We start from the raw sequence: 25,666 nt of genomic DNA on the forward strand, positions 1-25,666 counted from the left end.
ATTGGCTGGAATCTTGCCCTGGGACGGCGGAAGGGCCGTCCGGAATGGGTGGAATGAGGCCGAGGAAAGGGTGGGACTTTCCGCACCCTGAACGCTCTCGACCGAGGCCGTATATCTTGGCCGATTCTTTTCCTGTTTTCCTGCTTTTCATCCTCAAATCAGTTCCCCCGTGCATGTTCAAGCACAACTGTGTCCATCGATCCGGGCGGCTGGCACGCACCCGGGTTCTTGGAATCGGTGGGCTCTTGTTCCCTTCTCACTTCCCCCTTTCGACGCAGCGCTCGAAACCGTTGAACGGCGAACGGTTCAGGCTCTCAGAAAAGCCAACACCGCAAGGACGCGGCGATGTCCGTCCATGTCCACCGGAAGATCTAGCTTGTTAAAGATATTACCAATGTGCTTGTTCACCGCGGCCTCGCTGATGAACAAACGAGCCGCCATGTTCGCGTTGGCGCAACCTTCGGCCATCAGGCTGAGAACCTCCTTTTCCCGGGCGGTGAGGCGCTCCAGCGGATCGGGGCGCAGACTGACCAGTTGGTGGATCACCTCGGGGTCCACCACGGTCCCACCCGTCGCCACGCGGTCCAGGGCCGCCATGAAGTCGGTGACCGCGCCCACCCGCTCCTTCAGCAGGTAGCCGACCGCGGTGCCGTTCCACGAGTCGAGCAACCGCATGGCGTACGACCGCTCGACGTACTGGCTGAGCACCAGGACCGGCAGCCCGGCGTGGTCCTCCCGCAGGGCGACGGCCGCACGCAGACCGTCGTCGGCGTTGCCCGGCGGCATCCGCACGTCCGTGATGACCAGATCCGGCCGGTGCCGGTGGACCGCCTCGACGAGCGCGTCCGCGTCACCGACGGCGGCGAGCGTCTCGTGGCCGAACCGCTGCAACAGGCTGACCAGTCCCTCGCGCAACAGGACCGCGTCCTCCGCGACGATCACGCGAAGTGGCATGGGACCTCCACGTGGAGCAGGGTCGGGCCCCCGACCGGGCTGGACACCCGCATACGCCCGTCCAGCGCGGTGAGCCGGTCCGCGAGTCCGGTCAGACCGGTGCCCGCGCCCGGATCCGCACCGCCGTGACCGTCGTCCGTGATCTCCAGAATCAGCAGGTCCGAGTGGTAACGGCCGTGCACCTTGGCGCATTTGGCGCCGCTGTGTCGCGCGATGTTCGTCATGGCCTCGTTGATCAGGTAGTACACGTTGGTCTCCAGCTGCCTCGGCAGCCGCCCCGGCAGCTGGAGATCGACGGTGACCGGAATGGGGAAACGACTGGCGTGGTCCTGGACGGCGGCGACCAGGCCGTGATCGGCGAGCACCGGGGGGTTGAGCCCCCGGATGAGACTGCGCAACTCCTGGTGGGCGGCGGAGAGCTGCTGCTCGGCCGCGGTGAGCTGCGCGCCGAGCGGCGACCCCTCGGGGATGTCGAGACGCATCAGACCGAGCGTCATCCCGAGTGACACCAAGCGTTGTTGGGCTCCGTCGTGCAGGTCCCGCTCGATGCGCACGCGCTCGGCGTCGAAGGAGTCGATGAGCCGCACCCGCGCGGCCTGCACCTCCCGCAGCGACTCCCCGAGCTCCTCGTCACGCGGGGCCAGGAAGGTCCGGGCGAGCGCGGCACGTGCCCCGGCCCAGGACGTCACGGTGTAGGGCGAGGCCAGCAGCACGATCGTGCCGAAGACCGCCCACGGCCATGTGGAGCCGTCCTCGAGCGACTTGAACAGCAGGGCGGGCAGGCCGAAGCAGAACACCAGAACCAGCAGGTCCAGCCACCACAGCGCCGCCGCGGAGATGAGCGTGAACAGCAGCTCGCGCCAGGTGACCTGTTCGGTCAGCCGGGTCGAGACCCAGGCCCGCAGGCCGGGTTCGGCGGGCGGACGGTGCGGGTTCGGCATGGCGTCCAGGTCGACCAGGCGCAGCCGCCGCCGCTCGACCGTCGCCACGGTGATCGAGGACAGGACGGCCCCCACGAGCGGGGCCACGCCGACCAGGACCACCAGCAGGACCAGACCGGCCACGAGCCCGGTGACGAGGACGGCCACAGCGGCCGCGCCGACCATGACGCCGGAGGCCAAATAGGCCAGGGAGCGCCATGGCCAGCTGGAGGTCAAGAAGCTCAGTGGGCGCTGAGCCATTGCCTGCCAAGCCGTTCTGGGACGCATGTGAGCACGGTATCCCAGACATCTGTTCAATTAGGGTAGAGCTAGCTCTACTTGCGGAGTAGAGCGCAGGTCAGTGCGCCGGTGGGGGTCCCTCCGGTGGAATCGTCATCATGACCACTACCAGGCAGGCGCCCGCATCCGATGCGGTCCAGCTCTACACCGTTCGTAAGGTCTACGGAGCCGGCGACCGCTCCGTCACTGCACTGGACGGCGTTTCCATTGGCTTTCCCCGGGGAACGTTCACCGCCATCATGGGGCCGTCCGGCTCCGGGAAATCCACGCTGCTGCAGTGCGCGGCCGGTCTGGACCGGCCCACCGACGGCCGGGTGATGGTGGCCGGGGTCGACATCGGGCAGATGAACGAGCGGGAGCGCACGAAATTGCGGCGCGACCACATCGGCTTTGTGTTCCAGGCCTTCAATCTCGTGGAGTCACTGACCGCGGCGCAGAACGTCGAACTGCCCTCGCGATTCGCCGGGCGACGGGTCAATCGCGAGCAGGTCGCCGGCGCGCTGGCCGCGGTCGGGCTGTCGGAGCGCGCGAGCCACCGCCCGAGCGAACTGTCCGGTGGTCAGCAGCAGCGGGTCGCCCTTGCCCGGGCCCTGGTGACCCGGCCGGACGTCCTGTTCGCCGACGAGCCCACCGGCGCCCTGGACACCGTCACCTCGCGCGAGGTGCTGCGGATGATGCGCATGCTGGTCGACAAGGAGAGCCAGACCACCCTCATGGTCACCCACGACCCGGTGGCCGCCGCGGTCGCCGACGTCGTCGTGTTCCTCAAGGACGGCCGCGTCACGGACCGGATCAGCCTCAGCCGCGAATCCGACACCCGCAACGCCGCCTCGATCGCCGCCCACATGGCACGGCTGGAGGCGTGATGCTCGTCTTCGCCAACGTCCGGGAGCGCTGGAGCAGCTTCCTCGCGGCCTTCGCGGCCGTACTGGTCGGCGTCGCCCTCATCACGACGACGCTGATCATCTACGACTCGTCCCTTCCCAAGGTCCAGTCCCGTCTGGCGGCCGCGCCCGCGCTCGCCGTCCCCAAGCAGGCCGTGGACGAGGACGGCAGTCCCAAGGACCGGGTGCCCTGGAGCCGCGGCGAGGCAGAGCCGATCGTCGACGGGCTGCGCAAGGTGCCCGGCGTGGACTCCGTGGTCGTCGACCGCTCCTTCTACGCGCAGGCGTTCCGCGGCGGCGAGCCGGTGGAGGACGAGGGCGCCGACGAGGCCGGCCACGGCTGGTCGAGCGTGCGGCTGGCCCCGTACAAGCTCGTCTCCGGACGGGCCCCGGCCACGGACCGCGAGGTCGTGGTGGACCGCTCCCTCGGGGTGGCCACGGGCAGTACCCTCACCGTGAACATCACCGCCGGCCGCACCGAGTTCCGCGTCGTCGGCACCGTCGACGGACCGGGCTACTACTTCACCGACGACTTCGCCGCACGGCACCAGCCCGGCGTCGGCGCCATCGCCGTCCTCACCGGCAAGGACGCCTCCGTCGGCACCGTCAAGGCCAAGGCCGAGGACGTCGTCGGCACCAAGGGCACCGTGGTCACCGGTGACGGCCGCTCGACGCTCCAGCCGAAGTACGTGGAGCACAAGCGGTTCCTCGGCACACAGCTCATCAGCGCCATGGCCGCACTCGGCCTGTTCACCACCGTCTTCGTGGTCGCCTCCATGCTCGTCCTGGCCACGGGTCTGCGGCGGCGGGAGATCGGCCTGCTGCGGATGATCGGCGCGACCCCGCGCCAGGTGCGCCGGATGGTCCTCGGCGAGGCCGGCGTCATCGGCCTGCTCGGCTCGGTGGCCGGCTGCCTGGCGGGCATCGCCGCCGCGCCGCTGCTGCGCGACATCCTCAAGGGACTCGACGTCACACCGCCGGAGTTGAAGCTGCGCGTGGCGATGTGGCCGCTGTTCACGGCCGCCGCGATCGGGGTCGGCGTCAGCGTCGTCGGAGCCTGGTCGGCCAGCCGGATGGCCGCCAAGGTGGCACCGATCGACGCCCTGCTGGACAGCCGGGCGAACCAGGGGAGCATGAGCCGCGCGCGCTGGATCGGCGGCCTGACCGTGCTCGGCCTCGGCGTGGTGCTCGCGATCGTCACCGCATCGGTCGGCGCCGACAGCCGGATCAACATGGCGATCTTCGCCACCATGGTGCTCATCGTGGCCGCGGCACTGCTGGCACCGGTGTTCGTCGGGCCCGTCGGACGCCTGCTCACCGAGCCGTTCAAACGGGCCGGCTCGGCCACCCCGCTGCTGGTCCGGGCGGAGCTACGCGCAAACTCGCGCCGGGCCGCCTCCCTCGCCGCCCCGGTGATCGCCGCCGTCGGCTTCGCCGTCCTGCTCAGCGGCATGGTGGAGACCATGCGGGTGGCCTACCCGGCGGGCGACGCGGTCAAGCTCGCGGGCCAGGTGATCGTGACGCCGGACGGCACCCCGGGCAACACCGACGAGGTGGTCGCCGCCAACCCGGTGGGCAAGGCCGCGCTGCCCACCCGCGCCTTCGTCCGCGACAAGGGCGGCGACCTCAGCGTCATCGACGCGCTCGGCTCGCGCGACCCGCGCTGGGACAAGCCGGGTCAGGCGGTGCTCGGCAAGCGCATGGCGGCCTTCCTGGGCGTCAAGGCCGGCGACGAGCACGACATGCGGTTCGCCGACGGGACGACGGTCAAGCTGCGCATCGCGCAGGTCCTCGCGGACGACCCCGCCCGCGGTGACTTCGTGGTGGCCCGGTCGCTGGTGCGCCTGCACGACCCGGCCGCGCTCACCGACGACATCTTCGTCCCGGCCAAGTCGAAGACCACCGCCACCGCCCTCCCCGGCACGGCCGTGCACGACGCGATGCAGTACGCGCTCGACGACTACAACACCGACGCGAAGCTGACCGACAGCCTCGCCACCATGCTGATCGTCATCGCCGTCGGTTACAGCGGCATAGCCGTGGCCAACAGCATGGGCATGTCCGCGCACAGCCGTCGCCGCGACTTCTCCGTCATGAAATCGGCCGGCGGTACGGTACGGCAGCTGCTGGTGTTCTCCGTCGCCGAGAGCTCCCTCGTCGCGACCATCGGTGCGGCGCTCGGAGTCCTGGTCACCCTGGGCCCGCTGGCCGGCATGGCGTCCGGGCTGTCCCAGGCGACGGCCACCGACGTCAGCCTGCGTCTGAACCCGTCCATGGTCGCCTCGGTGGTCTTCGGCTCGATCGTCCTCGCGATCGTCGCGAGCGTGGCCGTCACCTGGCGCACGATGCGCCGGGAGGCCGCATAGACCGGCCGGACACCGCGAAGGGCCCGGGGCTTCCCCCGGGCCCTTCGCGGTGTCCGCCGGGCCTCATGGACGAGTCGACCTGGACTTATAGACAAGCGGAACCGCAGCTTATAGAAGGCGGATAGTGCCGCTCATTGTGCTTGGCGACAAGCGCGATGGGAGGCGATGACAGTGACCGTTCCGGATCTGCGGACGCAGTCGCGGTGGCTGAGGGCGTGCAACCGGGTGGGCCGGCCGCGGTGCCGGCTCGTGTGCGCCCCGCACGCCGGAGGCACCGCGCATGCCTACCGGGACTGGCCCGCGTCCCTGCCGGACGATGTCGAGGTGCACGCGGTGCAGTACCCCGGCCGCCAGGACCGGCTCGGGGAACCCGCGGCCACGTCGATGACGGAGCTGGTGAAGCCCGTCGCGGACGCCCTCGAACCCTTCCTGTCCGAGCCGCTGGCGCTGTTCGGGCACAGCATGGGCGCCGTCGTGGCCTACGAGGTGACACTCGAGCTCGAGCGCCGGCACGGGCGCGTGGTCGATCTGCTGGCCGTGTCCGGATCGCGTGCCCCGAACCACCGGGAGGAGCACGACCGGCACGAGCTGAGCGACGCCGACCTGATCGACGAACTGCGCCGCATCAACGACTCGTTCGGCGAACTGCTGGCCGCGCCCGAGCTGCTGGAACTCGTCCTGCCCGCGATCCGCGCCGACTTCCGGCTCGTCTCCCGCTACCTGCGCACACCGCCGGTGCCCGTGCGCGCTCCGCTGCTCGTCCTCGGCGGCACGGCGGACCCCGACGTGAGCCCCGAGGACCTGAAGCAGTGGCGGGCCTGCGCGAGCGGCGCCTTCGGCGTCCGCGCCTTCCCCGGGGGCCACTTCTACCTCGCGGACGAACAACCCGTCCTCGACGCCCTCGTTCCGTGGCTGCCCGACCGCCGTCCCGCCACCCCGCGCGCTTCGTGAGCCGGACCGGCAGGGCCCCGACCCCTCGACACAGGAGTACACGAAGCATGGTTGACCTTGTCGGTGCGACCAGCGTGTCCGAGATCTTCGAGCGGCACGCACGCGAACTCGGCGACCGGCCGGCGGTCGCGATCGTCGGCGATCCCGTGGAACCCGAGTCCGCCCAGTGGCTCACCTACGCCCAACTGGACCAGGCTGCACGCGTGTTCGCGCAGGAACTGCGCCGGACCTGCCCGGTGGGCTCCCGCGTCCTGCTGCTCCATCCGACCTCCGCGGAGTTCATCGCCGCCGCCGTCGGCTGTCTCTACGCCGGGATGGTCGCGGTGCCCTCCTCGATGCCCGGCCGCTACAAGCAGGACCAGCGGCGGGTGCTCGGCATCGCCCACGACGCCGACGTCGGCTGCGTACTGACCACGCCCGACGAACGCGACGTGGTCCTCGCCTGGGCGGAGCAGCAGGGATTCGGCGTGCCGGTGCTCTCCCTGCCCATCGACCTCACCCGCCACGCCGCGGACTTCGAGATCTTCCCCGCCGACCAGCAGACCCTGGCCGTGCTCCAGTACACGTCTGGTTCGACCAACGACCCCAAGGGCAGCGTGGTCACCCACGGCAACCTGCTGGCGAACGCGGCAAGCACCTCGGAGGCCTTCCCGCCGCGCGAGGGGCAGATGTACGGCGGCTGGCTGCCCAACTACCACGACATGGGCCTGATGGGGATCATCCTCACGCCTCTGCTCGCCGGCTTCGGCACCGCCCTGATGTCCCCCGCCGCCTTCCTGCGCCGGCCGCGCGCCTGGCTGGAGCTGGTCGACCGCTTCGACCTCGCCCTGTCCCCGGCGCCGAACTTCGCCTACGAGCTGTGCCTCACCCGGATGGCGAACGACGACCTCGGCGGCCTCGACCTGTCCCGCTGGACGTACGCCGGCAGCGGTTCGGAGCCGGTCAACGCCGGGGTGCTGGACGCCTTCGCGCAGCGGTTCGCGGCCGCCGGGTTCCGGCCGGAGCGCTTCGCGCCCTCGTTCGGCATGGCCGAGGCGACCCTGCTCGTGTCCACGTCCCCGGACCGCCGTCCCGTCGTCCTGCGCTGCGACCCCGAGGCGCTGGAGCGCAACCGGGTGGAGCCGGCCGCCGACGGCAACGGCCGGGCCCTCGTCAGCCTGGGCGTGCCCCGCGACCTGGAGGTCCGGATCGTCGATCCCGGCTCCCGCAAGGGGCTGCCGTCCGGGCGGGTCGGGGAGATCTGGCTGCGCGGCCGGTCGGTCGTCCAGGGGTACTGGCGCAATGAGGAGGCGACCGCCGCCACCTTCGGCCAGCGGCTGGGCGCGGAGAGCGGCTTCCTGCGTACCGGGGACCTCGGCGTACTGGTCGACGGGGAACTGTATGTGACCGGCCGCATCAAGGAGATGATGATCATCCGCGGCCGGAACATCTATCCGCACGACATCGAGCACGAACTGCGCCTGCACCACGAGCCGTTGCGCGACACGGTGGGCTCGGTCGTCTCGGTGCCCACGCCCGACGGCGAGGACGGCCACCTGGTGGTGATCCACGAGGTGCGCCGCCGGTCCCCGGAAGGGGAGCTGGCCGTGCTCGCGGCACAGATGCGCAGCACCGTCGCCCGCGAGTTCGGGTTGCGCGCCCACTCGGTGCTGCTCATGCGACGCGGTGGAGTGCGGCGCACCACGAGCGGCAAGGTCCAGCGGTCCGCGATGCGCTCGCTGTACCTGCGCGGCGAGCTGGAGCCGCTGTGGGCGGACGGCTACCGGCCGCAGCCCGACGCGGTCATGTCCGCAACAGGGGGAGCGAAGTGAGCACACTGGAGTTCGCCGGGGAGGTCGAGCGCTGGTCACGGCCGGGGGGCGCCTTCGAGCCGACGCTGCTGACCGCGCACGACGAAGCGGAGTCCTTCCCGGCCGAGGCGTGCGCCGCACTCGACGGGTGGGGTCTGCCCGCCTACTACGTGCCCACCCGGTACGGCGGGCGACTGGCCCGCCTGGAGGACGTGCACACCTTGCTGCGCACGGTGGCGGCGCGGGACATGACCGTCGCGGTCGCGCACGGCAAGACCTTCCTCGGCGCCGCGTCCGTGTGGGCAGCCGGGGACGGCGGGCCCATGTCTCTGCTGGCCCGGCACGTCCTGGCGGGGGAGGCCGTCGCCTGGGGTCTCACCGAGCCCGACGCAGGCAGCGACCTCCTCGCCGGCACGCTCACGGCGACCCGCAACGGCTCGGGCTGGCGGCTGTCCGGCCGCAAGTGGCCGGTGAACAACGCGACCCGCGGCCGCTTCGTCAGCGTGCTGGCGCGCACCGACCCGGCCGGCGGCCCGCGTGGTTTCAGCCTCTTCCTCGTGGACAAGCGGGCCACCGCTCCCGGATCCGTACGGCACCTGCCCAAGATGCCGACCCACGGCATCCGCGGCGCCGACATCAGCGGGATCGAGTTCGTCGACGCCCGGGTCCCCTCCCACTCGCTCGTGGGCACCGTCGGTGGCGGCCTGGAACTCGTGCTGAAGACCCTGCAACTGACCCGGGTCACCTGTGTCGCGCTTTCACTGGGCGCGGGCGACCACAGCCTGCGGATCATCAGGAACTTCCTGGGCGAGCGCCGGCTGCACGGCCGTCCCCTCAGCGACCTGCCGCACGCCCGCGCCGTCACCGGCCGCGCGGTGGCCCGCCAACTACTGGCCGAGGCCGTCGCCTTCACCGCGGCCCGGGCTGCCCACGAGATCCCGCAGGAGCTGAGCGTCGTCTCCGCGGTCACCAAGGCCCTGGTGCCGACGCTCGTCCAGGGCCAGCTCCGGCTCATCGGCGAACTGCTGGGCGCACGCAGCTTCCTGACCGGGGTGGAGGGCTACGGAGGCTTCGCCAAGATCGAGCGGGACCACCAGATCGTCTCCGTCTTCGACGGCAGCACCTGGGTCAACCGCAGCGCGCTCGCCGCGACCCTTCCCCTGCTCCGGCCGGGTCGCCGTCCTGTCGCGCCGGCCGGCCTCCCGGCGCACGAGTGGCTGCGTGAGGACCACGAGCCGGCCGCCCTCGATCCCCTGCGGCTCGGTGTGCTGGCGCGGGGCGACTCGATCCTGGGCGGGCTGGGCGGTCTCGTGGCCCGGCTCTCGGCGGACATGCCGGACGGCACGGCCTCCCTGGCCGCGCGGCTGCTCGACGCGTACGCCGACCTGGACGCGCGTATCGCCGGCGTCGGCGCCACCACCGGCTCGCCGACCACGGCAGCCATGCGCATGGCGGAACGCTACGAATGGTGCTTCGCCGGAGCCGCGGCCCTCGCGCTGTGGGCGGCGAACCCGCAGCACCACGACCACGGCTGGTGGCGCGACGGCGGCTGGCTGGCGGGCTGTCTCGCCCTGGTCCTCGAAGGACTCGGCGTGCGGCCCCCGGAGGCGTCCGCCGTCTTCAACCGGCTCGGCAGCCTGCTGCTGACCCCGGAGGGCGACCGGGTGGGACTCCTCGGCAGACCCGCGGGGGTGCCGGCATGACCGATATCCGTACCCGCATGGACACGCTGGAGGAGCGGCTCGGGGACCCCTGGGATCCCGCCAACCCGGTGGGATTCGACGCTGTCGTCGCCGCGGACGAGCGCGAGGAGACCCCCGCCGCCGGTGCCGCCCTGCTGGACGAGTACGGGATTCTCGCCGAGTTCGTACCCGACTGGCTCGGCGGCCGGTTCGAGCGGGTTGACCACCTGGTCGAGCTGATGCGGTCGGTGTACCGGCGCGACCCCAGTCTCGGCCTCGGCCACTGCTCCAGCTCGCTGATCGGCTCGGTCAACGTGTGGACCGCCGGTTCGCCCACCCAACGCCGCGCCGCGGCCGAGCTACTGCTGGCCGGCGGCAAGATCTCCTGTGCCTTCCACGAGCTCGCCCACGGCAACGACGTCGGTTCCGTCGAGTTCGCCGCCCGGCGCGCCGAGGGCGGACTGGTGCTGAAGGGCCGCAAGGAGACGATCTCCAATCTGGACCGCGCCGACGCCGTGGTGTTCCTGGCCCGGACCGACCCCGGCGGCGGCCCGCGCTCCTGCTCGCAGCTGTTCGTGCCGGTGACCGAACTCGACCCCGGCCGGGTCAGGTTCCTGCCGCGGTTCCGCTCGGTCGGGATGCGCGGCGTGCGCCTCGGCGGGATCACGGTGGACGACTGCCCGGTCGGCACCGACGCACTGCTCGGAGCCCCCGGCACCGGCCTGGAGACGACGGCCCGTGCCTTCCAGCTGACCCGAGTCGCCCTCCCGGCGATGAGTACCGCGATGCTCGACACCGCGCTCCGCGTCACCCTGCACCACGTACGCCGGCGCCGGCTCTACGGCCGGGCCGTCGCGGACATCCCGATGGTGCGCACGACGCTCGCCAACGCGTTCACCGACCTCCTGTTGTGCGAGGCGTTGGCCCAGGTCGCCGCCCGGTCGCTGCACCTGCTGCCGGAGTCCGGCAGCCTGTACGCGCCCGCCGTGAAGTACCTCCTGGCGGGCGTGCTGCTCGACACCCTGGAGCAGCTGTCGCTGGTGATGGGTGCGGAGTTCTACCGCCGGGACGGCGAGCACGCGGTGTTCCAGAAAACAGCGCGGGACATCAGGCCGATCGGCTTCGGGCACATCGCCCGCGCCGCCTGCCTGTCCGCGATGCTTCCGCAGCTGCCGGTCCTCGCCCGCCGCGCGTGGCGCAACGCCGCACCGGCCCCGGCGGCGCTGTTCACCCCGGACGCCGAGCTCCCGCCCCTGGACCTCGCCGGGCTGCGGCTCATGACGGGCGGGCGGGATTCGGTCGCCCCCTCGCTCGCCGCCGCTCTCGACGACGACCTGCCGGAGCCGGTACGCCCGCTGGTCGAGAGCCACGCACGCGGCCTGGCGGCGGTCGCCGACGCGTGCGCGAGCCTCGGCCCGCAGGATCTGTCGATCGCCGCCCCCGTCGAGGTGCGCGACCTGGCATCCCGATACGCCACCGCCCTGGCCGCCGCCGCGTGCGTCGGTGTGGCCCGGCATGCCCCGGAGGGCGGCTTCCTCGCCCGGCCCGAGTGGCTGGTGGCCGCGCTCACCCGGCTCGGGGGCATGGGCGCCGGACGGTCCGACGACGTGCCCGCCGAGACGGAGGGCCCGCTCGTGGAGGAGCTGCTGGACCGCGCGGACCGCTCGGTGAGCTTCGGGCTGTCCGCACGTCCGTACCGCTGACCGCACCCGACCCGCCAAGAACCCCGCGACACTTGAGGAGCAATCAGATGGACATCCACGCTTTCGCCCCGGCCGACCTCGAGGAGATGGAGAACTGGCTCCTGGAACGCCTCGGCCAGTACCTGCCCGACCAGCAGGAGCCGGTCGACCCGCACCGGGAACTCGGCGAGTACGGTCTGGACTCCATAGCGGTGGTGGCCTTCGCCGCCGATGTCGAGGACCGGCTCGCGATCAGCGTCGATCCCACGGCCGTGTGGGACCACCCGACGATCGCGCAGCTCGCCAAGTACCTGCTGGCGGCGTACGAGGAGCTGCCCCGCGAGGCCGCCTGACGCCGATCCGCGGCCTCCTTCCGGGTCCCTGCCTCCACGGAGCCTGGAAGGAGGCCGCACCCGTGTGCCCGTACGCCGATACGCCGAGGGGGCCGTGGTGGTCCAAGCCACCACGGCCCCCTCGGTGTACGGGTCAGGACGCGTCGCCGGCCATGGCGCGGACCAGGCTGAGCGGACGCATGTCGGTCCAGTGCTGCTCCACGTACTCCAGGCATGCGGCGCGTGTGTCCTCGCCGTGTACCGCCTTCCACCCGGCCGGGATCTCCGCGAACGCCGGCCACAGCGAGTGCTGACCCTCGTCATTCACGAGGACGAAGTAGGACGCGTCGTCGTTCTCGAACGGATTCGGCACGGTGTACACCTCACAAACGCGTACGGAACTGCTGTCCCAACGATCCTGGCGAGCCGCTCTACAGGTTTCCTACGGCGGCTGCCGCCCAGCCCCCGTGCAGGCCCCTCGCGAAAGTAGATCTCGGCCATGGGTGATCACATCCCTGGATGCCGGCCGGATCAGGCAGCCCGTAGCGAAACCGTTGCCGTTCCGGAGGATGTCCCCCACAGCGAGCGCATAGTGTGTGGTGCCGTTCAGAGACACCGAACGATGCACCTGTGTCCCGTACCCGAGGGACTCCGGATCGACGGATCCTGACAGGTTCTCTTACGTCCAGGGGGAGTTACACCATGCGATCCATACGCCCGCCCTTCGCCGCTCGTCGAGGCAGGAGCGCGCGCCGCAGAACCTCCCCCGTGCTGGCCGCCGTCGGCCTGACGGCGGCGCTGGCGCTGACCGCCACCGGCTGCAACTCGGGCGACAGCAACGCGAGCGGCCAGGCCGGCGCGTCGGCGTCCCAGAGCGGCGACGACAAGATCAAGGTCCCGGACGACATCAAGAACAAGCTCAAAGAGCACGGGATCGACATCGACAAGTGGAAGAACGGCGCCTGGAAGAACTGGAACAAGGACGACTGGCTGCGCGAGGCCAACGACTTCGTCAACCCCATCATCAAGGGGCTGTGGAACCCGGACCGGATGCGCGGCGCCGACGACCCGGACAAGAACAAGGGCGTCGACGAGAACGACCTCTCCGGTGACCAGGGCGTCACCGACGCCACTCCGGCGCCCGTGGCGGCGAAGGCCGTGAGCGCCGCCTACCACGACAGCGTGCCCGAGGCGGGCAAGGTGTTCTTCGACTCTCCCGAGGGCACGATGGTCTGCTCGGCGACCGTGGTCGAGGACCCCGCGCACCCGGGCAAGTCGAACCTCGTGTGGACCGCGGGCCACTGTGTGCACGCCGGCAAGAAGGGCGGCTGGTACCGCAACATCGCCTTCGTACCCTCGTACAACAACGCCGGCAGGACGTCCGCGCAGTTGCAGAACGCCGCCAGGACGGACGTCGCTCCTTACGGCGTCTGGTGGAGCGACTGGGCGCAGACCTCGGACCAGTGGATCGCGCAGGGCGGCTCCACCGGCGGCCAGGGCGCGTCGTACGACTACGCGGTCCTGCATGTGACGCCGGAGAAGGGCAGCAACGGCAAGTCCCTCGAGGAGACGGTCGGTTCGGCGCTCCCGGTGAACTTCAACGCCCCGGCCGTGCCCAAGGTCGCGAGCATCACGGCGACCGGTTACCCTGCGGCGGCGCCGTTCGACGGGCAGAAGCTCTACCAGTGCACCGACAGGCCCGGCCGGCTGTCGATCGCCAAGGCGGACCCGACGATGTACCGCATCGGGTGCACCATGACCGGTGGTTCGTCCGGCGGCGGCTGGGTGGCGACCGGGTCGGACGGCAAGCCCGCCCTGGTGTCCAACACCTCGATCGGCCCGGTCAGCGCGGGCTGGCTGGCGGGTCCGCACCTGGGTTCGGTCGCCAAGGGTGTGTACGACTCGGTGAGCAAGAAGTTCGCGAGCCAGTGAGACGACGATGCGCGGGCCGGTAACCCGACGGGCCTGACAGGGCTCGCACACGGGCCGCACGGGCGCCGGTGGGGTGGTGCACAGAAACCTTCACCGCTCCACCGGCGTTCGTCCTCAATCGCCCGGCCACAGTGGCGAAGGCCCGCCCCCTGCGAGAGGGGGCGGGCCTTCGTACGTCGCTGCGGGCGGCAACGAGAGGGTTAGAGCGCGACGGGCGCCGGAACGTACGGCATAAGGTCCGCCGCCAGTTCCTCGTGCACCCGCACCTTGAGCAGGGTGCCCTCCGGGGTGTGCTCCTCGGAGATCACCTCGCCCTCGGAGTGGGCGCGCGCGACCAGCCTGCCGTGCGTGTACGGCACGAGCGCCTCGATCTCGACCGAGGGGCGGGGCAGCTCGTTGTCGATGAGCGCGAGCAGCTGGTCGATGTTCATCCCGGTGCGGGCCGAGACCGCGATGGAACGCTTCTCGATCCGCATCAGCCGCTGGAGGACCAGCGGGTCGGCCGCGTCCGCCTTGTTGATCACCACGATCTCGGGCACGTCGGTCGCACCGACGTCGCGGATGACCTCGCGCACAGCTGCCAGTTGCTCCTCCGGCGCCGGGTGCGAGCCGTCCACCACGTGCAGGATCAGGTCGGAGTCGCCGACCTCCTCCATCGTGGAGCGGAACGCCTCGACGAGGTGGTGCGGCAGGTGGCGTACGAACCCGACCGTGTCGGCCAGGGTGTACAGCCGCCCGCTCGGGGTCTCGGCCCGACGCACGGTCGGGTCGAGGGTCGCGAACAGCGCGTTCTCGACGAGCACGCCCGCGCCGGTGAGGCGGTTGAGCAGGGAGGACTTGCCCGCGTTGGTGTACCCGGCGATGGCAACCGAGGGCACCTTGTTCCTGCGGCGCTCCTGGCGCTTGATCTCGCGGCCGGTCTTCATGTCCGCGATCTCCCGGCGCATCTTCGCCATCTTCTCGCGGATACGACGCCGGTCCGTCTCGATCTTGGTCTCACCGGGACCACGGGTGGCGAGGCCGCCGCCCTTGCCGCCGCCCATCTGACGGGACAGCGACTGACCCCAGCCGCGCAGCCTCGGCAGCATGTACTGCATCTGCGCGAGCGCGACCTGCGCCTTGCCCTCTCGGGACTTGGCGTGCTGGGCGAAGATGTCGAGGATCAGGGCCGTACGGTCGATGACCTTGACCTTGACGACGTCTTCGAGGTGGATCAGCTGGCCGGGGCTCAGCTCACCGTCGCAGATCACGGTGTCGGCGCCGGACTCCAGGACGATGTCCCGCAGCTCGTTGGCCTTGCCGGATCCGATGTACGTGGCCGCGTCGGGCTTGTCCCGGCGCTGGACGACGCCGTCGAGCACGAGCGCGCCCGCGGTCTCCGCGAGGGCTGCCAGCTCGGCGAGCGAGTTGTCCGCGTCCTGAATCGTTCCCGTGGTCCACACACCGACGAGGACGACCCGCTCCAGACGGAGCTGTCGGTACTCGACCTCGGTGACGTCCTCGAGCTCGGTGGAGAGGCCCGCCACACGGCGCAGGGCCGCGCGCTCGGAGCGATCGAACTGCTCGCCGTCCCGCTCTCCGTCGATCTCGTGGCTCCAGGCGACGTCCTCTTCCATCAGGGCATCGGCCCGAAGACCTTCGGGGTAGTTCTGCGCGAGGCTCTGCGCGTCCTGGGAAGGGGAAGAAGAGGAGGTCATTGGATCCTTACGTCGATGGGAACACCGATACGTCACTGGTGGTATCGATGGCGTCACTGGTGAAGCCTGCTCGGCGACGGACACCGCCCGTCACAAGGAAGAACGTCCGGGACCACCGGGAGATTCCCGGATTCCGCCGGGCCAACCCTCCGCGGGGCCGCGCCGCCGACCTGATGATGGTCGCACGGCACGTCCCGTCTCGTCATCCGAGTTCTCAGGCGCCCTTGCGTGCCTTCGGGGCGTCGCTCTTCCAGTCCGGGTGCCCGGGCATCGGCGGCGTCTTCGTGCCGTAGAGCCAGGCCTGGAAGAACCCGCTCAGGTCACGGTTCGCGAGCGCGGACGCGAGCCGCTCGAAGTCCGCGGTCGTGGCCGTGCCGTCCCGGTGAACGGCGACCCAGGCGCGCTCCAGGCGCTCGAAGGCGGGGGGTCCGATCTCCTGACGCAGCGCGTACAGGGCGAGCGCGGCCCCGTCGTAGACGCTCGGCCGGAAGATGCTGATCTTCTGCCCCGGGGAGGGCGCCTTGGGCGCCGCGGGCGGCCCTCCGGCGGCCCGCCAGGAGTCGGAGGCACGGTAGGCCGCCTTCATGCGGGTCTCCATGGGCTTGTCCGCCTTCTCCTCGGCGTACAAGGCCTCGTACCAGGTCGCGTGTCCCTCGTTGAGCCACACGTCGGACCAGGCGCGGGGGCTGACGCTGTCGCCGAACCACTGGTGCGACAGCTCGTGCACCATGATCGACTCGACGTACCACTTCGGCAGCGCGGGCTCCGTGAAGAGGCCTCTCTCGAAGAGAGAGAGTGTCTGCGTCTCCAGCTCGAAACCGGTCTGCGCCTCGGCCATCAGCAGCCCGTAGGTCTCGAAGGGGTACGGGCCGACCTTGCTCTCCATCCAGGCGATCTGGTCGGGCGTCTTCTTGAGCCACGGTTCGAGCAGCTCGCGGTCCTTGGTCGGCACGACGTCGCGGACCGGTAGGCCGCGGGGACCCTGGCGGTACAGCACGCTGGAGCGGCCGATGGACACCTGGGTGAGTTCGGTGGCCATGGGGTGCGCGGTGCGGTACGTCCACGTGGTGGACTTGCCGGCGCGGTCGACCCCGTTGGGCAGTCCGTTGGCCACGGCCGTGTACCCGTCGGGCGCGGTGACGTGGATGGTGAACATCGCCTTGTCCGAGGGGTGGTCGTTGCACGGGAAGACCATGTGCGCGGCGTCGGCCTGGTTGGCCATGGCGAGGCCGTCCTTCGTCCGCACCCAGCCGCCGTCCCCGTTGCCGGTGGTGACCGGGTCGCTCGAGTGCCGCACGGTGATCCGCATCCAGCCGCCCGCGGGCACCGGATCCCTGGGCGTCACCACCAGGTCCTCCCCGCCGTTCGTGAACGTCGCCGGCGCACCGTTGACCTCGACCGACTCCACCTTGCCGTGGGTGTAGTCCAGATTGACGCGCTCAAGCCGCTCGGACGTCACGGCGTCGATCGTGGTGACGGCCGCCAGCGACTTGTCGTTGACGCCGGGGTAGGTGAAGGAGAGGTCGTACGACTTGACGTCGTACCCGGGATTGCCAAGGTACGGGAAGAGGCGGTCACCGATACCGAGGGGCGTGGCCGGGGACGGGGCGCTCGCGGCGACGAGACAGACCGAGACGGCGGAGGCGAGGAGCGCCCCCTGGATACGACGGTTCCTGGTGCGGGGGGTGAGCAGCATGGACCACGGCTACCAGCGCGCACCCGCCCCACGAGGACGACTCGCGCCGGACCCACCCGATCGGGTGCTACGGCGTGGCAGCCGCCGCGTGCTGCGCCCGGCTCACGTCGTACACGCCCGGCACGTTCCGCATCGCGCGCATCAGCCTGGGAAGGTGGGCCGCGTCCGGGAGTTGGAGCGTGTACGTGTGGCGTACGCGCTGCTGGCTGGGGGGTTCGACGGTCGCCGAGACGATCGCGACGCCCTCCAGGGCGATGGCTTCGGTGAGGTCGGCGAGCAGATGCGGGCGTCCGAAGGACTCGGCGACCAGCGTGACCCGGCACTCGGTGGTGTCGCCCCAGCGCACTTCCACCTCCGCGCGCCCCGAGCTCTTCATGCGCGCCACTCCGGCGCACTCCACGCGGTGGACGGTCACCACTCCCCCGCGTACGGCGAAGCCGGTCACCTCGTCGGGCGGTACGGGCGTACAGCAGCCCGCGAGGCGTACGGAGGCGCCGGGCTGGTCGACGACGGCGTTCGCGGCGGCGGGGCGGGCGGCAGGGGCGTCGGTGGGGCGGGCGGCGGATGCGTCCGTGGGGCGGGCCGTGGGTGCCTCGGCGGACGGCCTGAGGGCCGCGGCCGGGGTCTGGTGGGTTTCCGGGGCTTCCCTGGCCGCCAGGTCTTCCGTGTCGACGGGCGAGGGATGTGCGGCCAGCCAGCGCTGGATGGCGATCCGCGCGGCGGGCGTGTGCGCGTGCTCCAGCCACTCTCTGGAGGGCTCCGAGGCGGGGTCCTGGCCCATGAGGAGCTGCACGGTGTCGCCGTCCTTCAGGACCGTACTGAGCGTCGCCAGGCGGCCGTTGACGCGGGCGCCGATGCAGGCGTGCGCGTCCTCGCCGTACTGCGCGTACGCGGCGTCCACGCAACTGGCGCCCTCCGGAAGGCCCAACGAGCCGCCGTCGGCGCGGAAGACGGTGATCTCGCGGTCCTGGGCGAGGTCTTCGCGCAGCGTGGACCAGAACGTGTCCGGGTCCGGGGCGCCCTCCTGCCAGTCGAGGAGCCGGGAGAGCCAGCCGGGGCGGGTGGGGTCCACCCGCTCGCCGTCCACCGGGCGTCCGCCGCCGCCCGGCCGGCCCTCGGACTGCTCGTCCGACTGCTCCTCCGAAGGAGGGGCGTAGGGATTGCCGAGTGCGATGACCCCGGCCTCGGCGACCTTGTGCATCTGGTGGGTGCGGATGAGGACTTCGGCGATCTCGCCGTCACCGCTCGCCACGGCCGTGTGCAGCGACTGGTACAGGTTGAACTTGGGAACCGCGATGAAGTCCTTGAACTCCGAGACGACCGGGGTGAGACAGGTGTGCAGTTCGCCGAGGACGCCGTAGCAGTCGGCGTCCTCGTTCACGAGCACCAGGAGACGTCCGAAGTCGGCGCCGCGCATGGGGCCGCGTTTGCGTGACACGCGGTGCACCGAGACGAAGTGCCGTGGCCTTATGAGGACTTCGGCCTGGATCCCGGCCTCGCGCAGGACCGTGCGGACCTCCTCGGCGATCTCGGCGAGCGGGTCGCTCGCGCGCGACGCGTTGTCGACGATCAGTTCCCTGGTGTGCTCGTACTCCTCGGGGTGCAGGATCGCGAAGACGAGGTCCTCGAGCTCGGTCTTGAGCGCCTGGACTCCGAGCCGTTCGGCGAGCGGGATCAGCACGTCCCTGGTGACCTTGGCGATGCGCGCCTGTTTCTCGGGGCGCATGACGCCGAGCGTGCGCATGTTGTGCAGCCGGTCGGCGAGTTTGATCGACATCACGCGGACGTCGTTGCCGGTGGCGACGAGCATCTTGCGGAAGGTCTCGGGCTCGGCGGCCGCCCCGTAGTCCACCTTTTCCAGCTTGGTGACGCCGTCGACGAGATAGCAGACCTCGTCGCCGAACTCATCGCGTACCTGGTCGAGCGTCACTTCCGTGTCCTCGACGGTGTCGTGGAGCAGGGAGGCGGTCAACGTCGTGGTCTCCGCGCCGAGTTCGGCGAGGATCAGGGTCACGGCGAGCGGATGGGTGATGTACGGCTCACCGCTTTTGCGCATCTGGCCGCGGTGCGAGGACTCCGCCAGTACGTAGGCCCGGCGCAGCGGTTCCAGGTTCGCGTCGGGGTGGTGGGCGCGGTGTGCCTCGGCCACGTGGCCGATCGCGTCGGGCAGCCGGTCGCGGGACGTCGTACCGAGCAGCGCGGCGCGGCCGAGGCGGCGCAGATCGATCCGAGGACGGCTCTTCCTGCGGTGCGATGGGGGTACCCCCTGCTCATGGGGGTCCCCCCGCTCGAGCGGAGTCGAGAGTGGGGGAGAAGCCGAGAGCCCGGGGGAGGGCGTTGCAGGGGCTGGCGTCGCGGGGTTCGTCGCCTCCGCACTCATGGGCACCTCCGGCTGCGTAGACCGGCGGACGGGGTGCCCCATGGCGTACACGGCTCAGGGGTTGGTCCCGATTCCCCCGTCCGGGCCGGTGCTTGATGCTACCGAGCCCACCACGCCCGGCTGACCGCCTCTCGCCGAGCGTGAAACGGATCACCCATTCGAGCGAACGTTCAGGGGGTTTACGGACGCGAGGATCTGGAAGGAACGGGGGTTACGACATCGTCCGGGACGTCCGTTCAGAACCGGACGGTGTCCAGCCACTCCGCGTCGAGCTCGCCCTCGGCGACGATCACCGCGGGGCCCGTCATCTCGATCTCGCCGTCCGGGCGCTCGGTGATCACCAGGCGGCCACCGGGCACGTCGACGGTGTACGTCGACGGCGTCCCCGTCACGGCCGGGTCGGCTCCGTCGCGGCGGGCCGCCGCGACGGCCACGGCGCACGCGCCCGTCCCGCACGAGCGGGTCTCCCCGGAGCCGCGCTCGTGGACGCGCACGGCGACGTGGTGCGGCCCCCGGTCGACAACGAATTCGACGTTCACCCCGTCCGGGTAGGCCGCGGCCGGAGCGAACGGCGGCGGCGTGAACAGGTTGCCGGCGTGCGCGAGGTCGTCCACGAAGGCGACGGCGTGCGGGTTGCCCATGTTGACGTTGCGCGCGGGCCAGCTGCGCTCGCCGACGCTCACGGTGACGTCCCCTTCGGGGAGGACCGCCTTGCCCATGCCGACGGTGATGCCGCCGTCCTTGGCGAGGTGCACGCTCTTCACGCCCCCACGCGTGGCGACCGCGATGTCTCCCTCGGCCACATGTCCGGCGCGCTGGAGGTAGCGCGCGAACACCCGCACTCCGTTGCCGCACATCTCCGCGACGGAGCCGTCGCCGTTGCGGTAGTCCATGAACCACTCCGCTTCGGCCGCCATCTCCTCGGCCTCGGGGTGCGCGGCGGACCGAACGACATGCAGCAGACCGTCGCCGCCGATGCCCGCGCGGCGGTCGCACAGGGCGGCCACGGCGGTCGGGGGCAGGTCGATGGCGTTCTCCGGGTCCGGGAGGATCACGAAGTCGTTCTCGGTCCCGTGACCCTTGAGGAAGGCGATCCGCGTGCTCATTCCTCGATCCTACGGGGTCGGTCCGACACCCCGGTCCCGGCAGGGGACCCAGGTGACGGCGGACCTCAGCGGAGGCGGGCGACGCGCCAGACGGCCAGTACCGCCACCGCCGCGACCACCACGACGTACGCGAGCACGACACGCCAGTCCAGACGGCGGCCGGAGCCCCGCGGCGGCAGACCCGGCCAGACGTAGCCGACCCGGCGGGCCGCCATCATGCCCCAGCCCGCGGCGCACGAGCAGATCAGCAGGCCGAGCATGGCGACCACCGCGCCGCCGTCACCGAACTCGAAGGCCAGCGGGAAGGCGAACATCAGGGAGCCCGTCGCGGCCAGGATCACGATCGGCGCGAGCTGCCAGATCCGCAGTCGACGCTGCGGGCGCAGCTCGACCTCGACCTCGGGCGGCACCATCTCGTCCGGTGCCGGCCCGTCGGCGCTCACGCCGCCGGAAGGCTCGTCGGGCCCGTCGGAGCTCAGCGGAGCACCGTCGGCACTCAGCCGCTCACCGTCGCCGCCCAGCCGGTCCCCGTCAGGGCCCGGTCGATCTCCGACGAGGTCCTGACGATCCAACGGTTCCAGCGGCTTCTGCTGCGCCTGCGCGGTGTCGTGCTCCGCGTCCTGTGCGGTGTCGCGAGGGCCGGCCTCCATCGCCACGCGCCCTCCCAACTCGGACTCCACTTGGTCGATCGAAGCTCGATGATGGCACGGCGCCGAAGGCCCGGACGGCGGCCGGAGCGTCCCGATGCCATGACGTGATCAGGCTGTGACCGGTCGTTCGACCAACGCCAGGGCGAGCTGCGGGAGTTCTGTGAGATCCGCCGCAGCGCCGCTCAGCCAGTGCACCCGGGGATCGCGCCGGAACCAGGAGTCCTGACGCCGCGCGAAGCGTTTGGTGGCGCGTACGGTCTCGGCGCGCGCCTCGGCGTCGGTGCACTCCCCGGCGAGCGCCGCGAGCACCTGCTGGTACCCGAGCGCACGCGACGCCGTACGCCCCTCACGCAGTCCGTGCGCCTCCAGCGCACGCACCTCGTCGACGAGCCCCGCCTCCCACATACGGTCGACGCGGCGCGCGATGCGGTCGTCGAGCTCGGGGCGCGTGACGTCGACGCCGATCTGCAGGGTGTCGTAGACGGAGTCGTGACCGGGAAGGTTGGCGGTGAAGGGCTTTCCGGTGATCTCGATGACCTCGAGGGCGCGGACGATACGGCGGCCGTTGCTGGGCAGGATCGCGTGCGCGGCCTCCGGATCGGCCATGGCCAGACGCGCGTGCAGCGCTCCGGAGCCACGCAGCGTGAGCTCCTCCTCCAGCCGGGCCCGCACCTCGGGGTCGGTGCCGGGGAACTCCAGATTGTCGACGGCCCCACGGACGTACAGCCCGGAGCCGCCCACCAGGATCGGCCAGCGGCCCTCGGCGAGCAGCGCGTCGATGTGGGCGCGGGCGAGCCGCTGGTACTCGGCGACGCTGGCCGTGACGGTCACGTCCCAGATGTCCAGGAGATGGTGCGGGATCCCGCCGCGCTCCTGCGTCGTCAGCTTGGCGGTACCGATGTCCATCCCTCGGTACAACTGCATGGAGTCGGCGTTGACGACCTCACCACCGAGCCGTTGGGCGAGGTAAACGCCCAGATCGGACTTTCCAGCGGCGGTCGGCCCTACGACGGCGATGACCCGGGGGGCGGGGGGTGCGCTACTCACCGCCACAGTCTCGCAAACCTCGGGGCCTCTCCTCGAACGAGCTACGTGACGCCACGGGCCCGGGGTCGTTGCCTGTTGCGAGGTTCCAGCCGCCGGTTTTCGAGAGCCGGTGACCCGTGCGACGCAATGGGACGCACCGGGTGACGCGGGATTTCGCCCTCACGAGTAACGTATGGAGTGGATATGGGCGTTTTTGCACGACTTCTTGGAAGGTCGAAGGCTACGGAGGAGGCGTCAACCGCCGCGGTGGAGGCCGACACACAAACGGCCGATACCGAGGCGGAGGTGACGGAGGAGGCGAAGGGTTCGCCCGAGAAGTCCGAAGGCTCCGCGAGCCCGGCCGACTCCGCGGGCGAAGACAGGGCCGCCGCGACCGAGCCCACGGGGTCCGCCGCGTCGGACGATGTCGAGATCCCCCAGCAGCAGACCGCAGAGAAGGCCGCGGACAACGAGGCCGGCGAAGGCGCCCGCACGTAACTGTCCCGCGAGGGAAGGTGGACCATGAGTCTCCTGGACAATTTGAAAGCCAAGCTGGCACCCGCCAAGGACAAGGTCTCGGACCTCGCGCAACAGCACGGGGACAAGGTCACCCACGGTCTCGACAAGGCCGCGAAGGTGGTCGACGAAAAGACCAAGGGCAAGTACAGCGACAAGATCCAGACGGGCACGGGCAAGGCGAAGGGCGCCATGGACCGACTCGCACACAAGGAAACCGACGGCGCCACGCCGCCGCCGGACATGCCCCCACCGCCTCCGGCGTCCTGACGGGCACATATCGACACATATCGGCACGCATCATGCATCGGCGGACGGCCGCGGAGCACACCGGGCTCCCGGCCGTCCGCCGTGTCCGGGCCGCCGCATCGGGGCTCGACTCTGTCGGCCGGCGGCTTTCCCTGGCGGAGCCCTCGGAGCCTAGGACCAGGCCGCCACCACGTACCCCACCCCGTACGGCGCGTCCTCGTACAGCAGGGCGCCGCCCAGGTCCGCACCCTCGGCCGCGCCCGCGAGGACCTGCCAAGGGGCCCGCCCGGAGACCTTCAGTTCGTACGCCAGCTCGGCGTCCAGCGCCTTCAGGGCCGCCACGTCCGCCGCGCCCAGCGCCCGCGCGACCTCCGCGTCGAAGCCCGCCGCGCGTTCGTCGAGGTAGCCGGGTGCCTTGAGCGTCCGGCACGCGCTGGCGTCGCCCATCACCAACAGGGCCACCCTGTCGGCCCGCGCGACGATCCCCGCCCCGGCCCGGACACAGCGCTCCGCCTCGAGAGGTTCGCCCACACCGAGGCCTTCGACGGGGGCGTCGGACCAGCCTGTGCGCTCCAGCAGCCAGGCGGCGACGGCAAGCGAGGGCGGAAGCGGGCGCTCCGGCGCCCCGGCAAGCGACACCCCTCCCCCGAGGCGTACGTCGAGCTCCACACCGAACCCGCGGAACGAGCCCGGCGCCCCCTCCGGAAACGGCCCGCGCCCGCTCTGTTCGGCGGGCCCGACGACGACCAGCAGGTCGGGGCGCGAGGCGGCCAGCACCCCCAGAGCGTCCGTGCAGGCCGCGCGCGCGGCAGTCAGTTCCGGTGCCGCACCGGCGGCGACCTCGGGGACGAGCAGCGGCGGACAGGGGCAGACTGCGGCGGCTACAAGCATGATCGGCAGCGTAACCCCGCCCGGCCGCTCCCGGAGCCCCGCCCGGGGTCAGTCGCAGCCGCACCCGCTGCCGGTGGCGACCGGCAGCGGCTCCGGGGCACCGATCCTCGGCAGCCCCAGCATCACACCGGCGGGCTTCGGCGCCTCGGCCACGTTGCGCTTCTCCCAGGCGTCCCCCGCGCGCGTGCGGCGCACGTCCAGGACGGCGCCCTCGGCGAGCAGGTGGTGCGGGGCGGCGTAGGTGATCTCGACGGTGACCACGTCACCGGGGCGTACTTCCTGGTCGGGCTTGGTGAAGTGGACCAGGCGGTTGTCGGGGGCACGGCCGGAGAGGCGGTGGGTGGCGCCGTCCTTGCGGCCCTCGCCCTCGGCGACCATCAGCTCCAGGGTGCGGCCGACCTGCTTCTTGTTCTCGTCCCAGGAGATCTCCTCCTGGAGGGCGACAAGACGCTCGTAGCGCGCCTGGACGACCTCCTTGGGGATCTGGTTCTCCATGGTGGCGGCCGGGGTGCCGGGGCGCTTGGAGTACTGGAACGTGAACGCCGCCGAGAAGCGCGCCTCCCGCGCCACGTGCATGGTCTGCTCGAAGTCCTCCTCGGTCTCTCCGGGGAAGCCCACGATGATGTCGGTGGTGATGGCGGCGTGCGGAATCGCTGCGCGCACCTTCTCGATGATCCCGAGGTAGCGGTCCTGTCGGTAGGACCGGCGCATCGCCTTCAGGACCGGGTCCGAACCGGACTGCAGCGGCATGTGCAGCTGTGGCATCACGTTCGGCGTCTCGGCCATGGCGGCGATGACGTCGTCGGTGAAGTCACGGGGGTGCGGGGAGGTGAACCGGACCCGCTCCAGGCCCTCGATCTGCCCGCAGGCCCGCAGCAGCTTGCTGAACGCCTCGCGGTCGCCGATGTCGCTGCCGTACGCGTTGACGTTCTGCCCGAGCAGTGTGATCTCGGAGACGCCCTCGCCGACCAGTGCCTCGATCTCGGCGAGGATGTCGCCGGTCCTGCGGTCCTTCTCCTTGCCGCGCAGCGCCGGGACGATGCAGAAGGTGCAGGTGTTGTTGCAGCCCACGGAGATGGAGACCCAGGCCGCGTACGCGCTCTCGCGGCGGGTCGGCAGCGTGGAGGGGAACGCCTCCAGCGACTCGGCGATCTCGACCTGCGCCTCTTCCTGTACGCGGGCGCGCTCCAGGAGGACCGGCAGCTTGCCGATGTTGTGCGTACCGAAGACGACGTCCACCCAGGGCGCCTTCTTCACGATGGTGTCGCGGTCCTTCTGGGCCAGGCAGCCGCCGACGGCGATCTGCATCCCGGGGCGCTTCGTCTTCATCGGCGCGAGGCGGCCGAGGTTGCCGTACAGCCTGTTGTCGGCGTTCTCCCGGACGGCGCAGGTGTTGAAGACGACGACGTCCGCGTCACCGTCGGACCCCTCGGGCGCGCGCACGTAACCGGCGCCTTCGAGAAGCCCGGAGAGCCGTTCGGAGTCGTGGACGTTCATCTGGCACCCGTAGGTGCGCACCTCATAGGTCTTGGGCTCCTGAACGTCCACTGCCTGACTCCGGTCGCTGCTGCTGGTCATGGCTCAAGGGTAGGCGGTTTCGGGAGAGCCCCCGCCCGAGGGTTTCGAGGAGCGGGCCTGGCCCGACCACGAGGTCGGCAACCG

At 71.0% G+C, this 25,666-nt stretch carries 21 protein-coding genes; 10 read left to right on the forward strand and 11 right to left on the reverse strand.

The features are described from left to right. Positions 1-306: 306 nt before the first annotated feature. Complete coding sequence (locus tag SMIR_RS08365; protein ID WP_212726829.1) at positions 307-954, reverse strand: response regulator; 648 nt, start codon at positions 952-954, stop codon at positions 307-309. Further along, complete coding sequence (locus SMIR_RS08370) at positions 939-2,162, reverse strand: sensor histidine kinase (RefSeq protein WP_168496368.1); 1,224 nt, start codon at positions 2,160-2,162, stop codon at positions 939-941. The genes SMIR_RS08365 and SMIR_RS08370 overlap by 16 nt, the downstream gene beginning before the upstream one ends. 110 nt (positions 2,163-2,272) lie before the next feature. Between SMIR_RS08370 and SMIR_RS08375 the strand changes: the two genes are divergently transcribed. The 7 genes from SMIR_RS08375 to SMIR_RS08405 all read left to right on the forward strand — a co-directional run bounded on the left by SMIR_RS08375 (position 2,273) and on the right by SMIR_RS08405 (position 11,882). Then, the gene (locus tag SMIR_RS08375; RefSeq protein ID WP_168496366.1) at positions 2,273-3,040 is read left to right on the forward strand and encodes an ABC transporter ATP-binding protein; all 768 of its coding nucleotides are present in this window, start codon (positions 2,273-2,275) and stop codon (positions 3,038-3,040) included. After that, positions 3,040-5,424 (forward strand): FtsX-like permease family protein, encoded by a 2,385-nt coding sequence (locus SMIR_RS08380; protein ID WP_212726830.1) that lies wholly within the window; start codon positions 3,040-3,042, stop codon positions 5,422-5,424. Before SMIR_RS08375 ends, SMIR_RS08380 begins: the two co-directional genes overlap by 1 nt. 249 nt (positions 5,425-5,673) lie before the next feature. Continuing rightward, a complete protein-coding gene (locus tag SMIR_RS08385; RefSeq protein WP_248003163.1) occupies positions 5,674-6,375 on the forward strand; it encodes a thioesterase II family protein in 702 nt (233 codons plus the stop codon). A 47-nt stretch (positions 6,376-6,422) separates the two neighbouring features. Further along, positions 6,423-8,186 carry a fatty acyl-AMP ligase gene (locus SMIR_RS08390; RefSeq protein WP_168496360.1) on the forward strand — a complete coding sequence of 588 codons (1,764 nt, stop codon included), beginning with the start codon at positions 6,423-6,425 and terminating at the stop codon, positions 8,184-8,186. Beyond that, positions 8,183-9,868, forward strand: coding sequence for an acyl-CoA dehydrogenase family protein (locus tag SMIR_RS08395; protein ID WP_212726831.1), 1,686 nt, complete (start codon positions 8,183-8,185; stop codon positions 9,866-9,868). The genes SMIR_RS08390 and SMIR_RS08395 overlap by 4 nt, the downstream gene beginning before the upstream one ends. Then, positions 9,865-11,550 (forward strand): acyl-CoA dehydrogenase family protein, encoded by a 1,686-nt coding sequence (locus tag SMIR_RS08400; protein ID WP_212726832.1) that lies wholly within the window; start codon positions 9,865-9,867, stop codon positions 11,548-11,550. Before SMIR_RS08395 ends, SMIR_RS08400 begins: the two co-directional genes overlap by 4 nt. 47 nt (positions 11,551-11,597) lie before the next feature. Beyond that, positions 11,598-11,882, forward strand: a complete 285-nt coding sequence (locus tag SMIR_RS08405) for an acyl carrier protein (protein WP_168496352.1) — start codon at positions 11,598-11,600, stop codon at positions 11,880-11,882. Between the two features lie 133 nt (positions 11,883-12,015). On the opposite strand, the gene SMIR_RS08410 is transcribed toward SMIR_RS08405, so the two are convergent. Beyond that, positions 12,016-12,234 (reverse strand): MbtH family protein, encoded by a 219-nt coding sequence (locus tag SMIR_RS08410; protein ID WP_168496350.1) that lies wholly within the window; start codon positions 12,232-12,234, stop codon positions 12,016-12,018. A 329-nt stretch (positions 12,235-12,563) separates the two neighbouring features. Between SMIR_RS08410 and SMIR_RS08415 the strand changes: the two genes are divergently transcribed. Then, positions 12,564-13,793, forward strand: a complete 1,230-nt coding sequence (locus SMIR_RS08415) for a trypsin-like serine peptidase (RefSeq protein ID WP_212726833.1) — start codon at positions 12,564-12,566, stop codon at positions 13,791-13,793. A 200-nt stretch (positions 13,794-13,993) separates the two neighbouring features. On the opposite strand, the gene hflX is transcribed toward SMIR_RS08415, so the two are convergent. The 6 genes from hflX to miaA form a co-directional block, all read right to left on the reverse strand. Further along, positions 13,994-15,490 carry a GTPase HflX gene (gene hflX / locus SMIR_RS08420; RefSeq protein ID WP_168496346.1) on the reverse strand — a complete coding sequence of 499 codons (1,497 nt, stop codon included), beginning with the start codon at positions 15,488-15,490 and terminating at the stop codon, positions 13,994-13,996. Between the two features lie 214 nt (positions 15,491-15,704). After that, positions 15,705-17,186 (reverse strand): M1 family metallopeptidase, encoded by a 1,482-nt coding sequence (locus SMIR_RS08425; RefSeq protein ID WP_168496344.1) that lies wholly within the window; start codon positions 17,184-17,186, stop codon positions 15,705-15,707. Positions 17,187-17,253: 67 nt separating this feature from the next. After that, positions 17,254-19,566: a RelA/SpoT family protein gene (locus SMIR_RS08430; RefSeq protein WP_168496342.1), complete on the reverse strand. Its 2,313-nt coding sequence runs from the start codon at positions 19,564-19,566 to the stop codon at positions 17,254-17,256. A gap of 236 nt (positions 19,567-19,802) precedes the next feature. Continuing rightward, on the reverse strand, positions 19,803-20,672 hold the full coding sequence (dapF, locus tag SMIR_RS08435) for a diaminopimelate epimerase (protein WP_168496340.1): 870 nt from the start codon (positions 20,670-20,672) through the stop codon (positions 19,803-19,805). Between the two features lie 65 nt (positions 20,673-20,737). After that, positions 20,738-21,328 (reverse strand): hypothetical protein, encoded by a 591-nt coding sequence (locus SMIR_RS08440; RefSeq protein ID WP_168496338.1) that lies wholly within the window; start codon positions 21,326-21,328, stop codon positions 20,738-20,740. A gap of 102 nt (positions 21,329-21,430) precedes the next feature. Further along, positions 21,431-22,369, reverse strand: coding sequence for a tRNA (adenosine(37)-N6)-dimethylallyltransferase MiaA (gene miaA / locus SMIR_RS08445; protein ID WP_168496336.1), 939 nt, complete (start codon positions 22,367-22,369; stop codon positions 21,431-21,433). Positions 22,370-22,654: 285 nt separating this feature from the next. On the opposite strand from miaA, the gene SMIR_RS08450 reads away from it, so the two are divergent. Both SMIR_RS08450 and SMIR_RS08455 read left to right on the forward strand, forming a co-directional pair. Further along, entirely contained in the window at positions 22,655-22,846 is a 192-nt protein-coding gene (locus SMIR_RS08450; protein WP_348774749.1) for a gliding motility protein, read from the forward strand. A 24-nt stretch (positions 22,847-22,870) separates the two neighbouring features. Further along, complete coding sequence (locus SMIR_RS08455; protein WP_101401052.1) at positions 22,871-23,134, forward strand: antitoxin; 264 nt, start codon at positions 22,871-22,873, stop codon at positions 23,132-23,134. A 150-nt stretch (positions 23,135-23,284) separates the two neighbouring features. On the opposite strand, the gene SMIR_RS08460 is transcribed toward SMIR_RS08455, so the two are convergent. Beyond that, a complete protein-coding gene (locus tag SMIR_RS08460; RefSeq protein WP_168496332.1) occupies positions 23,285-24,004 on the reverse strand; it encodes a class III extradiol dioxygenase subunit B-like domain-containing protein in 720 nt (239 codons plus the stop codon). Between the two features lie 48 nt (positions 24,005-24,052). After that, positions 24,053-25,582 carry a tRNA (N6-isopentenyl adenosine(37)-C2)-methylthiotransferase MiaB gene (gene miaB, locus SMIR_RS08465; RefSeq protein ID WP_168496330.1) on the reverse strand — a complete coding sequence of 510 codons (1,530 nt, stop codon included), beginning with the start codon at positions 25,580-25,582 and terminating at the stop codon, positions 24,053-24,055. Positions 25,583-25,666: the final 84 nt, after the last annotated feature.

It is taken from the genome of Streptomyces mirabilis, from assembly GCF_018310535.1.
Lineage (GTDB): Bacteria > Actinomycetota > Actinomycetes > Streptomycetales > Streptomycetaceae > Streptomyces.